The organism is Massilia niastensis DSM 21313, assembly GCF_000382345.1.
Taxonomy (GTDB): Bacteria; Pseudomonadota; Gammaproteobacteria; order Burkholderiales; family Burkholderiaceae_D; genus Telluria; species Telluria niastensis.
The window spans coordinates 101,869-118,504 of sequence record NZ_KB908080.1 but is presented as its reverse complement, the minus strand read 5'-3'; the positions used below and the strand labels follow the sequence as shown (position 1 = coordinate 118,504).

The window sequence follows — 16,636 nt, the reverse complement described above, 5'->3', positions numbered from 1 at the left end:
ACACGCCGGACGGCTGAGCATGCAAGCGGTTCATCCGCGCGCGAATGCCAGCAGGTCCACCACGATGAAACCGTTGCCGGTCAGCTTGGCCGGAGTGCGCGCTGCTTGCAGAAATAGCCAGCCCAGCAGCAGCGCGATCGCCACCCTGCCCTTGTCGATCAGGGACACGGTCGTGACCTGCCCTGCCGATTGCGGACCTAACTCGACAGACCGCTTTCGACCCAGACTGTGTAACAACAAAAAGCGAAACATCCGTGCTTCGAGAAGATGACCGGGACTAGCTTTGGCACGCGATGAACCCGCCTGCAGCGCCATAAGTTTTTCTCAGCATTCCAGGTAAAGCGAGCAAAATAGTTGCCCAAAGCGGACATCCGACCTTATGTAAAAGCAACAAGCACAGTTAGAAAGATTGCAAGATTGACTTCGTTTCGGGGCAGTCAAAACATACAAAGACATAGATCATCCCGCAGTCACCCAAGATGAACTCATCGTTGATCGAGTCAAGTTGAGCGTAGAAAGACATGGTTTTGCCACACGAACAACTTGGAATGTCATCCGTTTGGATAAAGTCGGGACTTCCCCCTAGCCGATGGCGCTGACCGATATCGTTGCCTGCCCACTTGAACGGCGGGAGGGCAGCGGCCTCCTGATCGAGCGGCTCCGGGACCAGTTTGAATAATGGTACTGCTCGCATAAGCAATCCTTCAGTCTCAGGAGTTTTTACCGTAATGAGGGGATGATCGTAGGAATTCCATGACTGCTCTTGGCCCAAGCCGTGTAAAACGTAGGCCGATGTAAACGAAACCGGTCCGGTAAACGTTGGAAAGTATCTCATCACTGGGGTGCCAAATGAAGCGCTTTGTTGAAGGCGAAGATCGCGGACAGGGGACCTTACTTCCCGAGCATTTGGACGACTACGTGGCCGAAGACAACCCAGTCCGTGTGATCGATGCCTTTTTGTAGGAGAGCTTGATCTCACGGGCCTCGGTTTCGAGAGTGTCCATCCAGCGAAAACAGGCCGGCCGGACTACCATCCAGCTGTACTTCTCGAGCTCAACCCATTGCGGTCATTCAGCGTCCAGCTCGGCCACCGACCGGCGACGCCAGACGGCCCCCACAATAAGCATCAAGATGGCGAAATACACGGCAATGTTGGCGACTAGGGCGCCTGCGTGCAGCTTATCTTCGCCAAAGGCAAGCTGACGCTCCCTAGAGACCCCTGGAGCATCGAACAAGTACGCAACCGGGAAGCCGCCCTTCAATGCGGGCTTGTAGCAGGGATCAGAGGCGGTTGCTCCACACAGATTCCCATATGAGACCATGTCGGGGCCTAAGCGCTCGACATGCGCCGACATGAGTGCCAGCGTGATTGCCAAAATTGGGGGTAGTCCAAGAAGACTCAGTTTTCGAAGAGTGTTGTTCATGGCGGCCAATGCGTAGATATTGGCTGTAGATGGCCGAACCCAGCCGTTGAGCTCAGCATAGCAGGTCGTCGACGCCGAAAAATCGCAGACTGTCACGAAGGGCAGGAACTGACCCATACCGGACGTTCCCAAGTCGCTGCTACGTCGGCGATTCGTGAGTCATCACATGTCGACTCGGCAGTAACCCTGGCCGAGATCGTCGAGCGCAACATTTGCGCCAGATGTTCGCCCAATGCCCGGGCGGTTGCTGCGCTTACGTTTGAATGAATCCCGATGTCGAAGCAATTAGCATTTACAACATTATTGATGGATATGTACGATTATCTGCGCTTGTGGATGAGTAAAGATACCTTCCGTCTGCTCGCAAATACTCTGCCATGCCCGCCTCAGTGAACGTCGAGAAGCCTTTGCCGGTCACTCCAATCCGGACGGCCAGCGCAAATTTATTCAGCGGCCGCCCCCCGGCATGACTTCAAATAACCGAGGTATGCGAGGTATTGTCCGGAACGATTTCAATGGTTGATTATCGGGCAGCACCGTTGGTGACGTACCTAAGAACCGCTAACCATAGACATCCGACAGCCGTAATAAAGACGAAGATATGAAACCAGAACGTTGCGGTAAAGAAAATTCCTGGTCGCTCTAGAGAAAACGGCAGCTTGGCGCTTAGTTCGCGCTCAACCAATTCGTCAGCTTCAATCTCCACACATAAGTTATGAAATCGTTTCATCTGGTCCGAGTGGTACTGTGCGGTCCGGAATGCGAGAAGGTTACAAAGAAGCCCGAACACACCAATAACAAGAAATGCGGCCCAGGGAGCGTCCTTTATGGGTCCCGGTGCGAGTGCAAGTCCACCAATAAGCAACGCGACATACCATGAAGGAATTTGCCAACGAATCACGTCCCAATGTCTAAAGTCGCTCTTAATGTCTGAATGGACATAACGAAGGAGATCATTTAGATCGTTTCGGGATACGGTTCTGTCCTTCATTACGCGACAAAGGAGTTCTCGTGTAAGCGAATAAATCTCCGGATCTTCAGAATGACGTGGTCCTGCAACATTGAGAATGTTGGGTTTCATTTCGTCAAGCCACAATCCGATGCACCGCACCCAATCGTCAGTTATGCCCCTCGCAAGATCCGCCACAAAAGCCGGCTTCCTGGTATTTTTACAATGTTCTAACGTCGTAAGTGTTCCCCCGACAGGTTCGTTACGGCAAATTATCAAGGTCGCATCGGAAACTTCTACGTTCCTCTTCGTTCGCTCCACAGTTTCTGATGACGCTGTCTCTTGCAGGGATTCGTATTCAGATGGAATTCGGCCATTCTCGTTGGTACGCCCGGCAGGCACATATCCGCCAAATGGGATAGCAAACTCACGTGCAACGTCCCACGCCGCCAAGTCGGCCCCTGTCTGACCACCTGAAACGATCTTACGAATGCTGCGCATTTTGGTTCCCCCAAACGTCACACTGGCGCACGAACTTTAAGGGTGAAGTCAGCGTATGCTGTCACAGACGCATTGCTAAATCAACTATTACCACAGGAAGTTGTCGAACGGCAGGGAATGGCCGAAATCGCCCACCGGCATGAGGACAGATAGCATCCTGCAAAGACGGAAAACCACGGCTCGTGTCAACCGACCGGAATCGACCCAAGCCGGTCACTCGGGCCTGTCAATGCTATCGCCAGCCTGTTCCCCTTGGTCGGGAGTTACTGATATCAGGAGGTCGGCAACGACGTCACCCCGAAGTGGGCCATCTACGAGTTCAGCGAATTCACGCATCTGGTTTCGCAGCTCGACCATGCGTGCAGTAGGCTCGGGTTGTGTAGCCCAGAAGAGCTCGGACGGCCACTGGGCATACGCAAAATAGTGGCCGTCGGCGCACCGATGCAAACGCGATCCTAGACCGCCTCGCTCATCGCGTATAAGTCCGGTGAGTTCCAGCCAGGCGTGCTCGAAGTCTCGTTCACGACCAGAGGCTACTTTCCACTTAAAGTAAATCGCGTGCATAACATCCTGTCGGGTTTGTGGCCGAACCCTGCCGGTCGGAAGTGGATACCGGCTTGCCGTTGATAGTTCAGGCAGCAGGGCCCCTTGCTATGTTTACAGCCGCGAAGGACCGCTTCTGGCCGATCTCGGTCATGCGACGCAGCATAACATCTTGTAGAGCTGAAAAGGTTACGGAGTATCACGACAGCCAGGAACCGAGCCATTGCACACGCCCACCTCAAGACATCTTGGTTCAGCGCTCCGGACGCGGCCCGTAGAAACGCGACGACGCCGTGCGAGAGCCGACGGTACTGGCCGAGACGATCAAGTCAATGCTTGTAGAATGGTCCGATGCGGATTTATTTCAAGATACGCGCCGCCACTGCGGCCGACATACCCGCGCTGCAAAAGCTGATCGAACGTTCCGGTATCGGACTGTCAGCCGGCTTTTACACGCCTGAGCAGGCGCACGCGGTAACGCGCGATGTGTTTGGCGTCGATACCCAGCTCATTCGAGATGGCACCTACTTCGCCATCGAAGACGAAACGCGCATCGTCGCTTGCGGTGGTTGGAGCAAGCGTTCGACGCCCTACGGCGGCGACAAGCACAAGGTCGCACCGGACCGCCTTCTCGACCCAGCCACCGAGCCGGCGAAGATCCGCGCCTTTTTTGTCGATCCGGGAATGGAACGCCTGGGTCTTGGCTCGATGCTCATGCAGCACTGCACCGAGCACGCGATGGCGGCAGGTTTCACTTCACTCGAACTAACGGCTACCATGCCGGGCGTACCGCTGTACACGGCACATGGTTTCGTGCCCGTTCACGACCTAAGCCTGTCGCTCGGGGGCGGACAGGTGGCGGTGCCCCTTATGCTGATGCGCAAGACAATCAGATAACAAGCAAGCCATCCACGCCCGTTCTTACTGGTCCTAAAGTTTGCGTCAGTAACCGGAGTACAGCCCTGAGCCTGTTGACCCAACAAGCAGCTCCATTAACGACCGGTCCTGGCCCGAAAGCGGCCCCGTCCCCAGGCGCGGTGAAGAGCGGATGCTTCTCTCGAGGCAAGTGGAGGTGTCGTCAGGCGTACCAGGTCTCAGCGCAGCAATACGTCGAACGAAGGCGAAGTTCATGCAAACGTGCGGGAACGATGGCAGTGGCACCGTTCCCCCGTCCTCAGCATGTCATTACCGCCAGGAGCGGTAATGACATGCTTGAGTTGTGGGTCCGACGTGTGAAAATGGGCCGGCGCTCCCGCGAGCCCGATCAGTCAGCCCCTCGCCCGCCGGCTTGGCCTCAGCCCAGCTTGGCCGCGTGCTCGCGGGTCGCATGGAAGGTCAGCTTCGGCCAGCGTTCCTGGGTCAGGCGCAGGTTGACGCCGGAGGTGGCCAGGTAGGCCATGTTGCCGGCCGCGTCGTAGGCGACGTTGTGGCCGAGCGCGTTCTCGAAGTCGGACAAGGCCTTCTTGTCGTCGCTCGACACCCAGCGCGCGCTGCTGATGCTGGCGCCTTCGAATACCGCGTCCACGCCGTATTCGTTGAGCAGGCGGCTGGCCACGACTTCGAACTGCAGCACGCCGACCGCGCCCAGGATCAGTTCACTGCCCAGCACCGGCTTGAACACCTGTACCGCGCCCTCTTCGCCCAGCTGCTGCAAGCCCTTCTGCAGCTGCTTCATCTTCAGCGGATTACGGATGCGCACCGTGCGGAACAGCTCAGGCGCGAAGTACGGGATGCCGGTAAAGCTCAGCATTTCACCTTCGCTGAAACTGTCGCCGATCTGCATGTTGCCATGGTTCGGCAGGCCGATGATGTCGCCCGCGTAGGCCTCTTCGACCTGTTCGCGCGAGGACGCCATGAAGGTGACCACCGAGGACAGCTTGACCTCGCGGCCCAGGCGCAGGTGCTTGACCTTCATGCCTTTTTCGAAACGTCCCGAGCACACGCGCAGGAAGGCGATGCGGTCGCGGTGGGCCGGGTCCATGTTGGCCTGGATCTTGAAGACGAAGCCGGTGAACGGCTGTTCCTCGGGCTTGACCGCGCGCACGGTGGCGTCGCGCTCGCGCGGCGCCGGCGCCCAGTCGACCAGGGCCGACAGGATCTCGCGCACGCCGAAGTTGTTGATCGCCGAACCGAAGAACACCGGGGTCTGCACGCCCGACAGGAAGCGCTCCAGGTCGAAGGGATGCGAGGCGCCGTGCACCAGCTCGACCTCGAGCTTGAGCTGCTCGATCTCCATCGGGAACATCTCGGCCAGCTTCGGGTTGTCGATGCCCTTGACGATCTCGAAGGCGCCGTCGGCCTTTTCCTCGCCCGCCTTGAACAGCATGATCTCGTCCTTCAGCAGGTGGTAGACACCGCGGAAGTTCTTGCCCATGCCGATCGGCCAGGTCACCGGCGCGCATTCGATCTTCAGCACCGACTCGACCTCGTCGAGCAGCTCGAGCGGATCGCGGGTTTCGCGGTCCATCTTGTTCATGAAGGTCACGATCGGGGTGGCGCGCATGCGGCACACGTCGAGCAGCTTGATGGTCTGCTCTTCCACGCCCTTGGCGGCGTCGATCACCATCAGCGCCGAGTCGACCGCGGTCAGCACCCGGTAGGTGTCTTCCGAGAAATCCTGGTGGCCAGGGGTGTCGAGCAGGTTGACCACGTGGTCGCGGAACTCGAACTGCATCACCGAGCTGGCGACCGAGATGCCGCGCTGCTTCTCGATGTCCATCCAGTCCGAGGTCGCGTGGCGGCCGCTCTTGCGGCCCTTGACGGTGCCGGCGAGCTGGATCGCGCCCGAGAACAGCAGCAGCTTCTCGGTCAGCGTGGTCTTGCCGGCGTCCGGGTGGGAAATGATGCCGAAGGTACGGCGGCGCGCGACTTCGCGCACGATCGCGCCGGCCTCGCGGCTGGTGGTGGTGCCGGGGTCGGACGTGCCGTCCGCGGCGGAGATATCGGTGTCGTTGGCCATAGTCGAGCCCTTCAAGCGGCCCTCGGAAGAAAACCCTCGATTTTACCGTTTCCGCGCCACTCCGTGTGAACAGAATGGCGTGTGCGGGCGCCGGAGCGCCCGCACTGCCCGGCGGCGGCTCAACGACGGCGCATCAGTTGCGCACCCGGCGCCAGCCGGCGCGGCGCGCCTCCTGGGTCTTGGCCGGCTTGACCTCGGACGTGATGGTCTTGCCGTCGGCGGTGGTGGTGATCATCTTCAGGGCGCCCGAGGGCAGGCGCACGATGATGAAGCCGACCGCGGCCGAGTTGTTCGACAGCGTATGGCCGGCCAGGCCGTTGTCGAGCACCGCGCGGCCGTTGCAGACGTCGAGCTGGTAGACATTGCTGGTACCGCCCACCGAGCAGGCCGACGAGGAGCTCGGCAGGTTGGTGACCATGCTCAGGGTGCCGGACACGATCTTCGGATCCAGGTTGATGCGCTCGCCGGCATTGCGGTCGAAGTCGACGAACCAGCCGGCCTGGGTCGACAGGTCGACCGCGGCGCCGGAGATGGTGAACTCGTCGCGGCCGTTGTTCTCGAGCTTGGCAAGCTGGCGCTTGGCCATCGCCGACGCATTGCGCCAGTCCGCCACGCCGATGGTCTTGCCGCTGTCCTTCAGCACGTAGGCGCTCTGCATCGCGGTGGCGCTGACATCGGGCAGGTCGAGCAGGCGGCCGGATCCGAACACGACCACGCGCTGGGCCGAGGGCTCGGTCTCGCCGTCGACCACGGTGTCGACCTGGCACAGGGCCACGTCGGGACGGGTGGTGATCGGCTGGCCGGCGCCGGCGTCGCCCATCTTCAGGACCTCTACCTTGCCCTTGGTGGTGAAGTCGAAGCGCCACATCTGGCCCTGGTTGTCGCCGCCGTAGACATAGGTCACCAGCGGATCGGTATTCGGGTTGACCGTGATGGCCGTGATCCTGGCCAGGCCGGACGGCGTGGCGGTGTCGCCCGCGCCGGTCGTGACCAGGGTCGGCGTGCTGCCGGCGGCCACCGGGGCCAGGTTACGGTCGAGCACACGTCCGGTCGCCACGTCGACCACGAACAGGTAGCCCCTGCCGTCGCCGCCCGCCACGCCGTCGGTGCCCGGGATGTTGTTGTAGCCCGAGGTCAGGAACACCACCCAGCGCTCGGTGCCGGCGCCATCCTTCACGATGCCGAACTGCGGGTTGCCGAACGAGTAACCGATCTGCGGCTCGAGGTTGGCGCCGCTGCACACCGCCGGGTCGGCGCACAGTTCCCACAGCGCCTTCGGATCGTGCGGATCGGTCACGTCGAGCGCATAGTAGCCGCGCCCGCCCCCGTTCAGGCCGGCCACCAGGACCGTCTTCCAGACGCCGTTGATCTGGACGTCGGCCAGCTCGGGCGAGCCGTCGGTGGTGAACTGGTGGCTGGTGCCGTAGGTCGTGCCGGCCTGCTTGTGCAGCTTCTTCATCGTGATGCGCGGCGCGTAGGCCCACAGTTCCTCGCCGGTGCTGGCGTCGAACGCATGCAGCATGCCGTCGTTGGCGGCCGCGAACACCGTGCCCGGGCGATCCTCGTTCTCGACCTTGTAGTCGTTGTAGCCCTCGCGGTGGTAGCTCTTGCGCGGATCGCGCAGGTAGGCCGGCTTGGACGAGGCGATATCGCCCAGCACGATCGGCAGCGGACCTTCCGGGCCCGATTTCTCGGGATCGGTGCGCGTATAGGTGCGCAGCACCGTGTCGTTGGCGTACTGCTGGTGGCCGCGCAGCCAGTTGACGATGGTCTCGCCGCGGTTGACGATGGCCTGGTTGGCCGCCGACAGGTTGGAGCACTGGGCCAGCGCGCCGCACTTGTTGTCGAACCACGCCCGCTCGGCGGTGCTCAGGTCCTCGTAGAGGAAGTCCTTCAGGCCGCCGGTCGCGGTGTCGAGCATCTTGATGACGCGGGTATCGCTGCCGGCCGCCACCTTGCCGCCCACCTTGCGCGACGAGTTCCAGGTGTCGGTCGTGCTCACCTCGCCGGTCACGGTGTCGATCTTGCGGTTGGCCAGTTCGCCGTACCACTTCACGGTGGTGAAGGTGGCCGAGAAGATGTCGTTGTCCTGCTGCGAGATGTTGGGCGTGGAGGTCGCCGCGGCCGCCGCGGCGCCGACCTTGACTTCGATGTTCGACAGCGCCGAGCGCAGGCCGTCCACCACCTGGCGCGGGTCCGAGGCCGAGAAGTACTTGCCGTGGCCGTTGATGGCGGCATGCCAGAGGTCGTCCACGCGCGACTGGTAGGCGGCCGAACCGCTGTTGTCGCCCGTCTTCGGGTCGGGCCAGACATAGGCGCCGCCATTGTTCCATGGGCAGCCCGTGGTCATGCCGGTCACCAGCTTGTAGAAGTCGCCGGTCTGCGAGGGCGCGGTGTCGTAGTTCGCCTCGTAGTTCATGACCCCGTCCACGCCCAGGCCGAGCGCGTAGGTCTTCATGTGCAGGCGGGTGTTCTCGCCCGAGGCGGCGGGCACCACGCCGGGCTTGGTCCAGTCCTCCAGCGTCGGCCGCAGCGAGGTGGTCTTGTCGCTCGCGCCGCCGTTGTACCAGTACAGCGCCACGTCGGCCAGCGAGTTCGCGCTCTGCGTGCTGGTGTCGACGCAGCCGGTCGAGCGCAGGCAGAAGCGGCCGGCGTTCTCGCGGTTGTCGTTGTTGACGACATCGGCGGCGGCATTGCCGTTCCAGTAGCCGTCGGTGGTCACGAAGGTGAAGTTCTGCTGGCAGGGATACTGCACCACTTCCGAGCCCTTCGCGTAGTTGTACGGCGACAGGTTGGCGTACATCTTGCCGATCGCATGCAGGGCCTGGCGGATCGGGGTCGACTGGCTGCCGTTCATCGCGTACAGCGAGGTGTACCAGTCCGAGCGGTTGGTGCCCGAGAACGGTTTCGGGCGGTTCATCGTGCCCTCGGCGGCGGCGGTGGACAGCGACACCAGGCCGACGTTGTAGTTGTCGGTGATCGGCTGGAAAGCCTGGCCCACCGCGGTCTTCATCATCTGGTTGCGGGTCTTGTAGTAGCCGTGCCAGTTGGCGAAGTTGGTCATCTCCTCGTCGTAGGTGCAGGTCGACCCGGCGCAGTCGCTGCGGCTCGGATCCTTCGGATAGCTGTCGCGGGCCGGCACGATGTCGGTGCGCACGAATACCGAGGCGCCCATGGCGGTGGTGGCGGTGGGAACGCCGTCGCTGACGGCGACGCTGACGCTGAAGTCCAGGTAGGTCGACTTGCTGCCGTTGTTGCTGAGCGAACCGAGCGCGATGTTCTGCCCTTCGCTGTCGAGATTGGTGTTCACCAGGCAGACGGTGGCCCGTTCGCTGTCGTTGCTGGTGGCGGCGGCGCAGATCGGCGACACCGCATTCCCGCCCAGGTAGGCGGTGATGGTTTCCTTGGTGCCGATCTTGTCGCGGATCGCGATCGCCACCTTGCTGGCGGTCACGCCGCGCGCCAGCGCCAGCTTGCTCGAGAACAGCTGGGTCGTGCCGAGCGTTATGCCGCCCAGTTCCTGGGTCTTGCTGCTGTTGGTGCTGCCCTCGATGGTCAGCAGCGCGGTCGTGGTGGAACCCGAGGTCACCACCAGGTCGTCGCCGGCGCGCGCGCCATCCTTCACCGGCACGCAGGTGGCATTCGTCTTGGTCGAGGTAGGCGCCTCGCAGCTGATCGGGACCACGGCGACCACGTTGGTCGCGCTCAGGGTGATGCCGAAGCTCGAGCAGGCCGGCACGCTGGACAAGGTCGGGGTGCGCACGCAGGCGGTGAACGGCCGGGCCAGGCCGGTCCTGGCGATGATCGATGCCGCCAGCGCATTGGCCAGCGCGGCCTGCCTGGTCGCGGTATTGGTGCCGCTGGCCGCCTGCACCGCGCCGTTGGTGATGGTAAACGTGCCCGCGGTGCCGACCGCCTTCACGCTGTTGATCGTCGTCGCATTCGAGGTGCTCGACTGGCCGATCACGATGGTGCCGTACCATTCGCCGACCCGGTTCGGGTCGCCGTAGCGCGGATACTTGAAGTCGCCGACGTACTTGGCCTGGCAGTTGTCGAGCTTGCGCGAATCGCACCAGCGCACCCGGGCCGGCTCCGGATAGCCGGCCGGCGCCGGCGCGTTGACCGCGGTCGAGACGCAGGTGCGCAAGCTGGCGTCGGTGCAGTACTCGGCGACGTTGATGCTGTAGTAGTAGGGATTGGCCGTGAAGCTCTGCGGCGAGTAGCGCTCGTTGGTCGGGTAGACGTAGCCGGTGGTGTTGTAGCCGCACGCGCCGTTGCCGTCGCACCAGCGCAGGTCGGGGAAGCCGGTCACCAGGTTGGTGTTCTTGACGTCGTTGCCGAGCAGGTCGCTGTCGTTCACGCCGAAGCCGTCGGTCGTGACCGAGGTCCAGTTGGTGGTCGCGCCGCGGTTCAGGTTCGGGAACGAACTGCCGTCGGCCCGCACGGGCGGGCTGTAGCGCACCTTCGGGTTGTAGTACTGGCGGTTGAAGTCGCCGCTGTTGAAGGGCGGATCGCCCGGGCGGCAGCCGCGGGTGCCGCCCTCCAGGGTCGCGCGCGAGCGGCAGGTGCCGGTGTCGTCGACGTAGTCGGGCGTGAAGGCGCTGGCCATCGAGCCCGAGTTATCGAACAGGAGCATCAGGTTGGGCTTGACCGTGCCGCTGCCGGTGATGTTCAGCAGCGGCAGCTGGGAAATGCTGGTCGGGTCGGCCCAGGCTGGAAGCGCCGCCAGCGCCAGGGCGAAGGAAATGAGGATGCGATTCATGCGCTCTCCGTTGAACAATCAATCATTCGGGTCAGGCGCCGATCAGGACGACCAGCTGGTTGACCACGTTGCCGCCGCGGACGCCGACGATCCGGGCGGTGATCACGTAATGCACCTGCGGGGTGCCGGCAAAGGCCGGCGCATCCGAGGCCAGGCTCTCGCCGATGCCGATGGTGGTGCCCAGCTTCGCCGTGTTCGCGGCGGTCTGGACGCAGGCGTTCTTCTTGTCGTCGTAGGCCAGTTCGGCCCGGCACAGGCGGTGGATCACGTACTCGATCTGGCGCCCGGCGGGATCGGAAGGGTCGGCGATGGTGCGCGAGTTGGTCCAGAAGTCCCCGTCGCGCGGGGTGTATTGCGGGACCATCACCGCGTTGTAGCCCGCGTCCTGCTGCGCCGTGTTGAGCAGGCTGCGGTTGGTCGTCGCGGTCTCGCTCAGCCACTGGAAGCCGGTATGCAGGCCGAGGTCGACCGCGCGGCTGAGCGAGGCGTCATAGGCCAGGTTGGATGCGGACAGGGTGGTCGAATTGCTCGACTTGAGCAGGTAGATGCTGGTCACCAGCATCACCAGCATCATGATGAGCATGACGGGCAGCGCGATGCCGCGCTGGCGGCGCAGGGATGGTCGGATCATGCGGACGGCCTCCAGCCCGCGTTACGCAGCGGGACGATGGTTTCGAAAACGCGGTAGCGGTAGCAGCTCCAGGCGATTGGATCGTCCTCCACCTCGACCTCGACCTCCACCGGCGCCGCCGCCACGCCCTGCGGCTGTTCGCTGGCGAACACCGTCGGCTGCTCGAGCGTCGCGCTGCAGGCTCCCTTGGCGTCGGGACGCTCGGGATTCCTGGCGCGCGCCACCACGGCGATGCGCAGGGCCGCGATGCGCTGGTAGTCGCCCGCGCCGCCGGACACGCCATCGCCGTCGGCGTCGAGCATGTCGGACGACCAGCGCCCCACCTGCACGCCCTCTTCCGGCACGAAGTCCGCCTCGGCGCGCGTGTCGAAGCCGTACTGGGCCTTCAGCGACACGATGTTGTCCGCCACCGCCTGCGAAGCCGCGCCGGCGCCGGCCATGTTGGTGGCGCGCAGGCGCAGGTAGCCGTCCTCGACCGACCAGGTATGGAAGGCCAGGCCGGCCTCGGGGCCCAGGTTGAACAGGCGCGCGGCGCCGCCGGTGAACGCGGCGCCGAGCGAGCCGCTGTTGTAGCGCAGGCCGGCGCCGCCGATCATCAGGTACTGCAGCGCCGGCGGACCGGGCAGGTCTTCCGGCGTGTTCGAGATCTGGGCCAGCGCGCAGCCGGCCCCGGTGGTCTTTTCCGGCACCACGGCGATGACGTCGCCGCGCCGGAAGCCGAACGGCACGCGGTCGACGTCGATGCGGGTGCCGCCGATGTAGTCGGCGGTCAGGCGCAGGGTGGCGGTGCCGCTGGACGCGCTGCCGGCATACAGGGTCACGCGGTCGGACCCGGCGCCGCCCGGCTCGATGACGGCCGGCGCCAGCGGACGCACCGCGACGCCGCCGCGCTGCGCCGGGGCCAGCTGGTAGCCGTTGGCATCGGTCATCCGGGTGTCGCAGCCGTTGATCAGGGGGTCGTTCAGGCCATAGCCGGCCTGCTCGGCGTCGGCGCTGATCGAGAACATCGCCAGCATCCCGTTCTGCATCGAGTCGGAGCTGCCCAGGGCCGCGTCCTTGGTCTGCTCGGAACCGGTCATGATGCGGGTGGCGAACAGCACCGCCAGCAGGCCGATGACGACGCTGACCATCAGCTCGACCAGCGAGAAACCGGCGGCGCGGGAATTCAGGATGGGACCACGCTTCATGTCGACTCCGCCAGGTAGGCCGTCACGCGATGGGTGTTGCGCTGGCTCGCGGCGCTGCGCTGCCAGCCGATCGCGATGGTCACGGCGGTGCGGGTGGTGCCGCCCGCCCGGGCGAGCGTGACGGTGACCTCGGCGCCCGGGATGCGCGCGCGCGTGTCCTCGAGCCAGGTGGCCAGCTTCTCGTCCGGCTGGGCGCCCTTGGCGACGGCGTAGTCGTCCAGGTTGGCCAGGTCGGTGTTCATCATGCCGAGCAGCTGGTTGACCGCGATGGTCGCCTCGGCCCGCATGCCGGCTTCCGACAGCGCCGAGTAGGAACGGGCCTGCAGGCCGATGGTGCCGAGCAGGCCGATCGCCAGGATCACGGCCGCCAGCAGGGCTTCGAGCAGCGCGATGCCGCCCTGGCGCCGGATGGTCATGGGACGGCGCCTCATTGGGGGCACCTGCGCGAGTCGCCGGCCTCGGCGTCCGGCTTGCACCTGCTCGCCACGCCCGCCAGGGTCAGCACGATGCTGGAGGCCTGGAAGCCGGCATCGTGGCCGTCGGCCGGTTCGAGGTCGAGCCGGGTGAGCGGCAGCGCGCGGGCGCTGTCGACCCAGCCGAGCGCAGTGAAATACACGGAGCTGGCGCCGTTCACGGCCGGGGTCACGGTCAGCACGCCGGTGCCGGGCAGCGCGGCGGCGCTGCGCCGCACCGAGCGGAAACCGGTCTCCCCTTCGGGATCGTCCTCGGCGATCTCGTCGACGGTCGACCAGCGTGCGCTGCCGGGATCGCACGGCAGGCCGGCTTCCTCGAAGCAGATGTCGACCTGCCAGTCGAGCTGGCCGTTCCCCGCGTTGCGCGTGAAGACCACGCGGCTCAGGCTATTGTGCGACAGCGCCTGGGCGCGCGCCACCGCATACGCCTCGGTATAGAACTGGGTGGCGCCGGCGGCCTTGGTCGCCGACAGCCAGCCCGTGAGGTTGGGGACGCCGACCGCCAGCAGGATCGCCAGCACCACCAGCGCGATCATCGCCTCGACGACCGTGAAACCGCCCGCGGCCCGCATGCCCGGTGTGCTTACTCGGTGCACAGGCCCCCCTTGCGGTCGACCCAGCAGTTGTCATTCTTGGCCCAGCCTTCCGGCACCTTGGTGGTGGCGCGGTTGCCGGCCTGGTCGATCGTGTAGACGAAATCGGCCGCCGCCGCGCGCCCGGTGGCGATCACGGTGTAGCCGGAGGCGCTGGCGTCTTCCAGCGTGTAGGCGAAATTCTCCGTATCCGCCGGCATCTGGTTCACGCCTTCGGCGTCGAAATCCGCGAAGCTGCGGTTGTTCGACCAGAACTGCTCCAGGCGCGGCTGGACCGCGGCCAGCGCGCTGTGCGCCTCGGCCAGGCGGGCGCGCATCACGTAGTTGGTGTAGGACGGCAAGGCCACCGCCGTCAGGATGCCGATGATGACCACGCCGATCATGATCTCGATGAGGCTGAAGCCGGACTGACGCTGTTGCATGGAGTTCTCCCTGGGGGCGGAATGCCGCCAACATATGTTTCCACCAGGAATAATATCTCATGAACCTGTCATTTCCCTGAGGAAATCCTGACAAATCCCTGACAGTGGCGCGAATGCCTCGTCAGGATGACAAGGGAAAGCGCACCGCGAACACCGAACCGCCGCCCGGGCGGTCCCCGAGCTCGACCCGGGCGCCGTGGGCGGCCGCGATGTCGCGCACGATCGCCAGGCCCAGGCCGCTGCCGGCCACCTTGTCGTCCAGGCGCACGAAGCGCTCGAACACCAGCGCGCGCTTGGCCGGCGGGATGCCCGGCCCGGTATCCTCGACCGCGAACAGCGCACCCGGCCCCTCCTTGCGCACGATCACGGTGACGCTGCCGCCGCCCGGGGTGTAGCGCAGCGCGTTGTCGACCAGGTTGTCCAGCAGGTCGCGCAGCTGGAAGGGGTCGCCGCGCACCCGGGCGCTGGCCAGCTCGAAGCCGAGGTCGATGCGCCGGCGCGCCGCTTCCTCGACCAGGTATTGCACCGATTCCTGCACCAGGGCGGCCAGGTCGACCCGTTCCGCCGCCATGCCCGGCTGCCCCTGGCGCGCGCGCGCCAGCGCCAGCAGCTGGTTGACCTGGCGGATCATGCGTTCGTTGGCCAGCCGCATCAGGCCGAGCGAGCGCCGGGTGTCGGCATCGGCCGCATGGCGCGCGCCCATCCATTCGAGCTGGAGCTGCATGCCGGCCAGCGGCGTGCGCAGCTGGTGCGCCATGTCGGCCAGGAAGTCGCGCTGGGCGCGTGCGCCGGCTTCGGCCTTGTCGAGCAGTTCGTTGAAACCGGTCACGACCGGGGCGATTTCGTAAGGGACCTGTTCGGTCGGAATCGGCGCCAGGTCGCCGGCGCCGCGTCCCTTGATGTCGGCGCGGATGCGCGCCAGCGGCCTCAGTCCGTTGCTGACGGATAGCCAGACGATTCCTACAAGAGTCAGGGTGGCGAGCGTGACCAGGGAGCCCAGGGAACGCAGGATGGCCGAGCGCACTTCGGTCCGCTGGCGCAGGGTGCGCGCCACGCCGACCAGGCGCTCGCTCTCGCCCGTCGCCACCGCCAGCGCGGCCACCCGCACCGGTTCGCCGGCGATGCTGGCGTCGTAGGCGGAGACGCCGGGGCGCAGCAGGGGAAATCCGGCACTGCCGGCCAGGTGGTCGCCGTGGGCGTCGCGCACCACGAACCACAGGCGGTCGCGCCCCGGTGGACGCGGCGGCAGGCCGGCCGTGTCGCCGTCGGCCAGGCGCGCCGCGAGTTCGCCGGCGGTGTCGAGCAGGCCCTGGTCGAACGCGACCTGGGCCGGGGTCCAGGCCAGCAGGTAGACCAGGCCCGCCAGCACCAGGTTGACCAGCAGGATGGGGCCCAGCAGCCACTTGAGCAGCCGCAGGCGGATGCTCGTCATGCGCCCGCTTCGAGCAGGTAGCCGAAGCCCCGGATGGTGCGGATCGCCACGCCGGCGCCGTCGAGCTTGAGGCGCAGGCGCGAGACGTAGACTTCGACCGCGTTCTGGGTCAGGTCCTCGCCCCAGGGGAGGATGGCGTCGATGATCTGCTGCTTCGATACCACCCGCCCGGCGTGCTGCAGCAGGTATTCGAGCACGCCCCATTCGCGCACCGACAGCTCCAGGCTGCGCTCGCCGACGCGCGCGCGCCGGGTCGTATTGTCGAGGGAAAGCCGGCCCAGCCCGAGCACGGCCGGCCTGGGCGCGTTGCGCCGCGCCAGCGCGCGGATGCGCGCGATCAGCTCGGCGGTGGCGAAGGGTTTGACGAGGTAGTCGTCGGCGCCGGTTTCCAGGCCGCGCACGCGGTCCTCGACCGCGTCGCGCGCGGTCAGGAGCAGGACGGGAGTGGCGCCGCCGCGTGCGCGCAGGCGGCGCACGACCTCGAAGCCGTCGATGCCCGGCAGGCCGATGTCGAGCACCGCGACGTCCGGGCTGGCGCCCTGCAGCAGCCCATCGGCCGCCAGGCCGTCGCCCGCCAGGGTGACCGCCATGCCCTGCGCCTGCAGGGCGCGCATCAAGCCGTCGGCAAGGACGGTGTCGTCTTCAACCAGTAGAACCTGCAGGGCCATGTCATCCTGTATGCACGCAAAGGCCCATTATGCGGCATTTCAGTTGCTCGAACAAAAGAAAAGGCATGCACAGGGGCATCCTGTCCAGTAGG

At 64.9% G+C, this 16,636-nt stretch carries 14 protein-coding genes and 1 pseudogene; 2 read left to right on the top strand and 13 right to left on the bottom strand.

The annotated features are described in order from the left end of the window. Nucleotides 1–30: 30 nt before the first annotated feature. Nucleotides 31–168: a hypothetical protein gene (locus H162_RS30115; protein WP_020652293.1), complete on the bottom strand. Its 138-nt coding sequence runs from the start codon at nt 166–168 to the stop codon at nt 31–33. Between the two features lie 681 nt (nt 169–849). Between H162_RS30115 and H162_RS33075 the strand changes: the two are divergent. Next, nucleotides 850–1,055 (top strand): annotated as a pseudogene (locus tag H162_RS33075) (IS5/IS1182 family transposase); the annotation flags it as partial. A gap of 12 nt (nt 1,056–1,067) precedes the next feature. On the opposite strand, the gene H162_RS34695 reads toward H162_RS33075, so the two are convergent. The 3 genes from H162_RS34695 to H162_RS35705 all read right to left on the bottom strand — a co-directional run bounded on the left by H162_RS34695 (nt 1,068) and on the right by H162_RS35705 (nt 3,438). After that, nucleotides 1,068–1,541 (bottom strand): hypothetical protein, encoded by a 474-nt coding sequence (locus H162_RS34695; RefSeq protein WP_020652289.1) that lies wholly within the window; start codon nt 1,539–1,541, stop codon nt 1,068–1,070. A 406-nt stretch (nt 1,542–1,947) separates the two neighbouring features. Continuing rightward, nucleotides 1,948–2,874 (bottom strand): putative molybdenum carrier protein, encoded by a 927-nt coding sequence (locus H162_RS33070; RefSeq protein ID WP_084676933.1) that lies wholly within the window; start codon nt 2,872–2,874, stop codon nt 1,948–1,950. Nucleotides 2,875–3,087: 213 nt separating this feature from the next. Continuing rightward, complete coding sequence (locus H162_RS35705; protein ID WP_084676932.1) at nt 3,088–3,438, bottom strand: antibiotic biosynthesis monooxygenase family protein; 351 nt, start codon at nt 3,436–3,438, stop codon at nt 3,088–3,090. Nucleotides 3,439–3,768: 330 nt separating this feature from the next. On the opposite strand from H162_RS35705, the gene H162_RS0104660 reads away from it, so the two are divergent. Further along, nucleotides 3,769–4,314 carry a GNAT family N-acetyltransferase gene (locus H162_RS0104660; protein WP_020652288.1) on the top strand — a complete coding sequence of 182 codons (546 nt, stop codon included), beginning with the start codon at nt 3,769–3,771 and terminating at the stop codon, nt 4,312–4,314. A 397-nt stretch (nt 4,315–4,711) separates the two neighbouring features. On the opposite strand, the gene H162_RS0104655 is transcribed toward H162_RS0104660, so the two are convergent. The 9 genes from H162_RS0104655 to H162_RS0104615 all read right to left on the bottom strand — a co-directional run bounded on the left by H162_RS0104655 (nt 4,712) and on the right by H162_RS0104615 (nt 16,544). After that, complete coding sequence (locus tag H162_RS0104655) at nt 4,712–6,376, bottom strand: peptide chain release factor 3 (RefSeq protein ID WP_020652287.1); 1,665 nt, start codon at nt 6,374–6,376, stop codon at nt 4,712–4,714. Between the two features lie 133 nt (nt 6,377–6,509). Further along, a complete protein-coding gene (locus H162_RS0104650) occupies nt 6,510–11,138 on the bottom strand; it encodes a pilus assembly protein (protein ID WP_020652286.1) in 4,629 nt (1,542 codons plus the stop codon). A 31-nt stretch (nt 11,139–11,169) separates the two neighbouring features. Continuing rightward, nucleotides 11,170–11,769 carry a pilus assembly PilX family protein gene (locus H162_RS0104645; protein ID WP_020652285.1) on the bottom strand — a complete coding sequence of 200 codons (600 nt, stop codon included), beginning with the start codon at nt 11,767–11,769 and terminating at the stop codon, nt 11,170–11,172. Next, a complete protein-coding gene (locus H162_RS0104640) occupies nt 11,766–12,956 on the bottom strand; it encodes a PilW family protein (protein ID WP_020652284.1) in 1,191 nt (396 codons plus the stop codon). The genes H162_RS0104645 and H162_RS0104640 overlap by 4 nt, the downstream gene beginning before the upstream one ends. Then, on the bottom strand, nt 12,953–13,387 hold the full coding sequence (locus H162_RS0104635) for a PilV family protein (RefSeq protein WP_026354223.1): 435 nt from the start codon (nt 13,385–13,387) through the stop codon (nt 12,953–12,955). Before H162_RS0104635 ends, H162_RS0104640 begins: the two co-directional genes overlap by 4 nt. Further along, nucleotides 13,384–14,001: a type II secretion system protein gene (locus H162_RS0104630; RefSeq protein ID WP_020652282.1), complete on the bottom strand. Its 618-nt coding sequence runs from the start codon at nt 13,999–14,001 to the stop codon at nt 13,384–13,386. Before H162_RS0104630 ends, H162_RS0104635 begins: the two co-directional genes overlap by 4 nt. 11 nt (nt 14,002–14,012) lie before the next feature. Next, nucleotides 14,013–14,444 carry a type IV pilin protein gene (locus H162_RS0104625; protein ID WP_020652281.1) on the bottom strand — a complete coding sequence of 144 codons (432 nt, stop codon included), beginning with the start codon at nt 14,442–14,444 and terminating at the stop codon, nt 14,013–14,015. Between the two features lie 121 nt (nt 14,445–14,565). Beyond that, a complete protein-coding gene (locus H162_RS0104620; RefSeq protein ID WP_020652280.1) occupies nt 14,566–15,876 on the bottom strand; it encodes a sensor histidine kinase in 1,311 nt (436 codons plus the stop codon). Then, complete coding sequence (locus tag H162_RS0104615) at nt 15,873–16,544, bottom strand: response regulator transcription factor (RefSeq protein WP_020652279.1); 672 nt, start codon at nt 16,542–16,544, stop codon at nt 15,873–15,875. Before H162_RS0104615 ends, H162_RS0104620 begins: the two co-directional genes overlap by 4 nt. Nucleotides 16,545–16,636 lie beyond the last annotated feature (92 nt).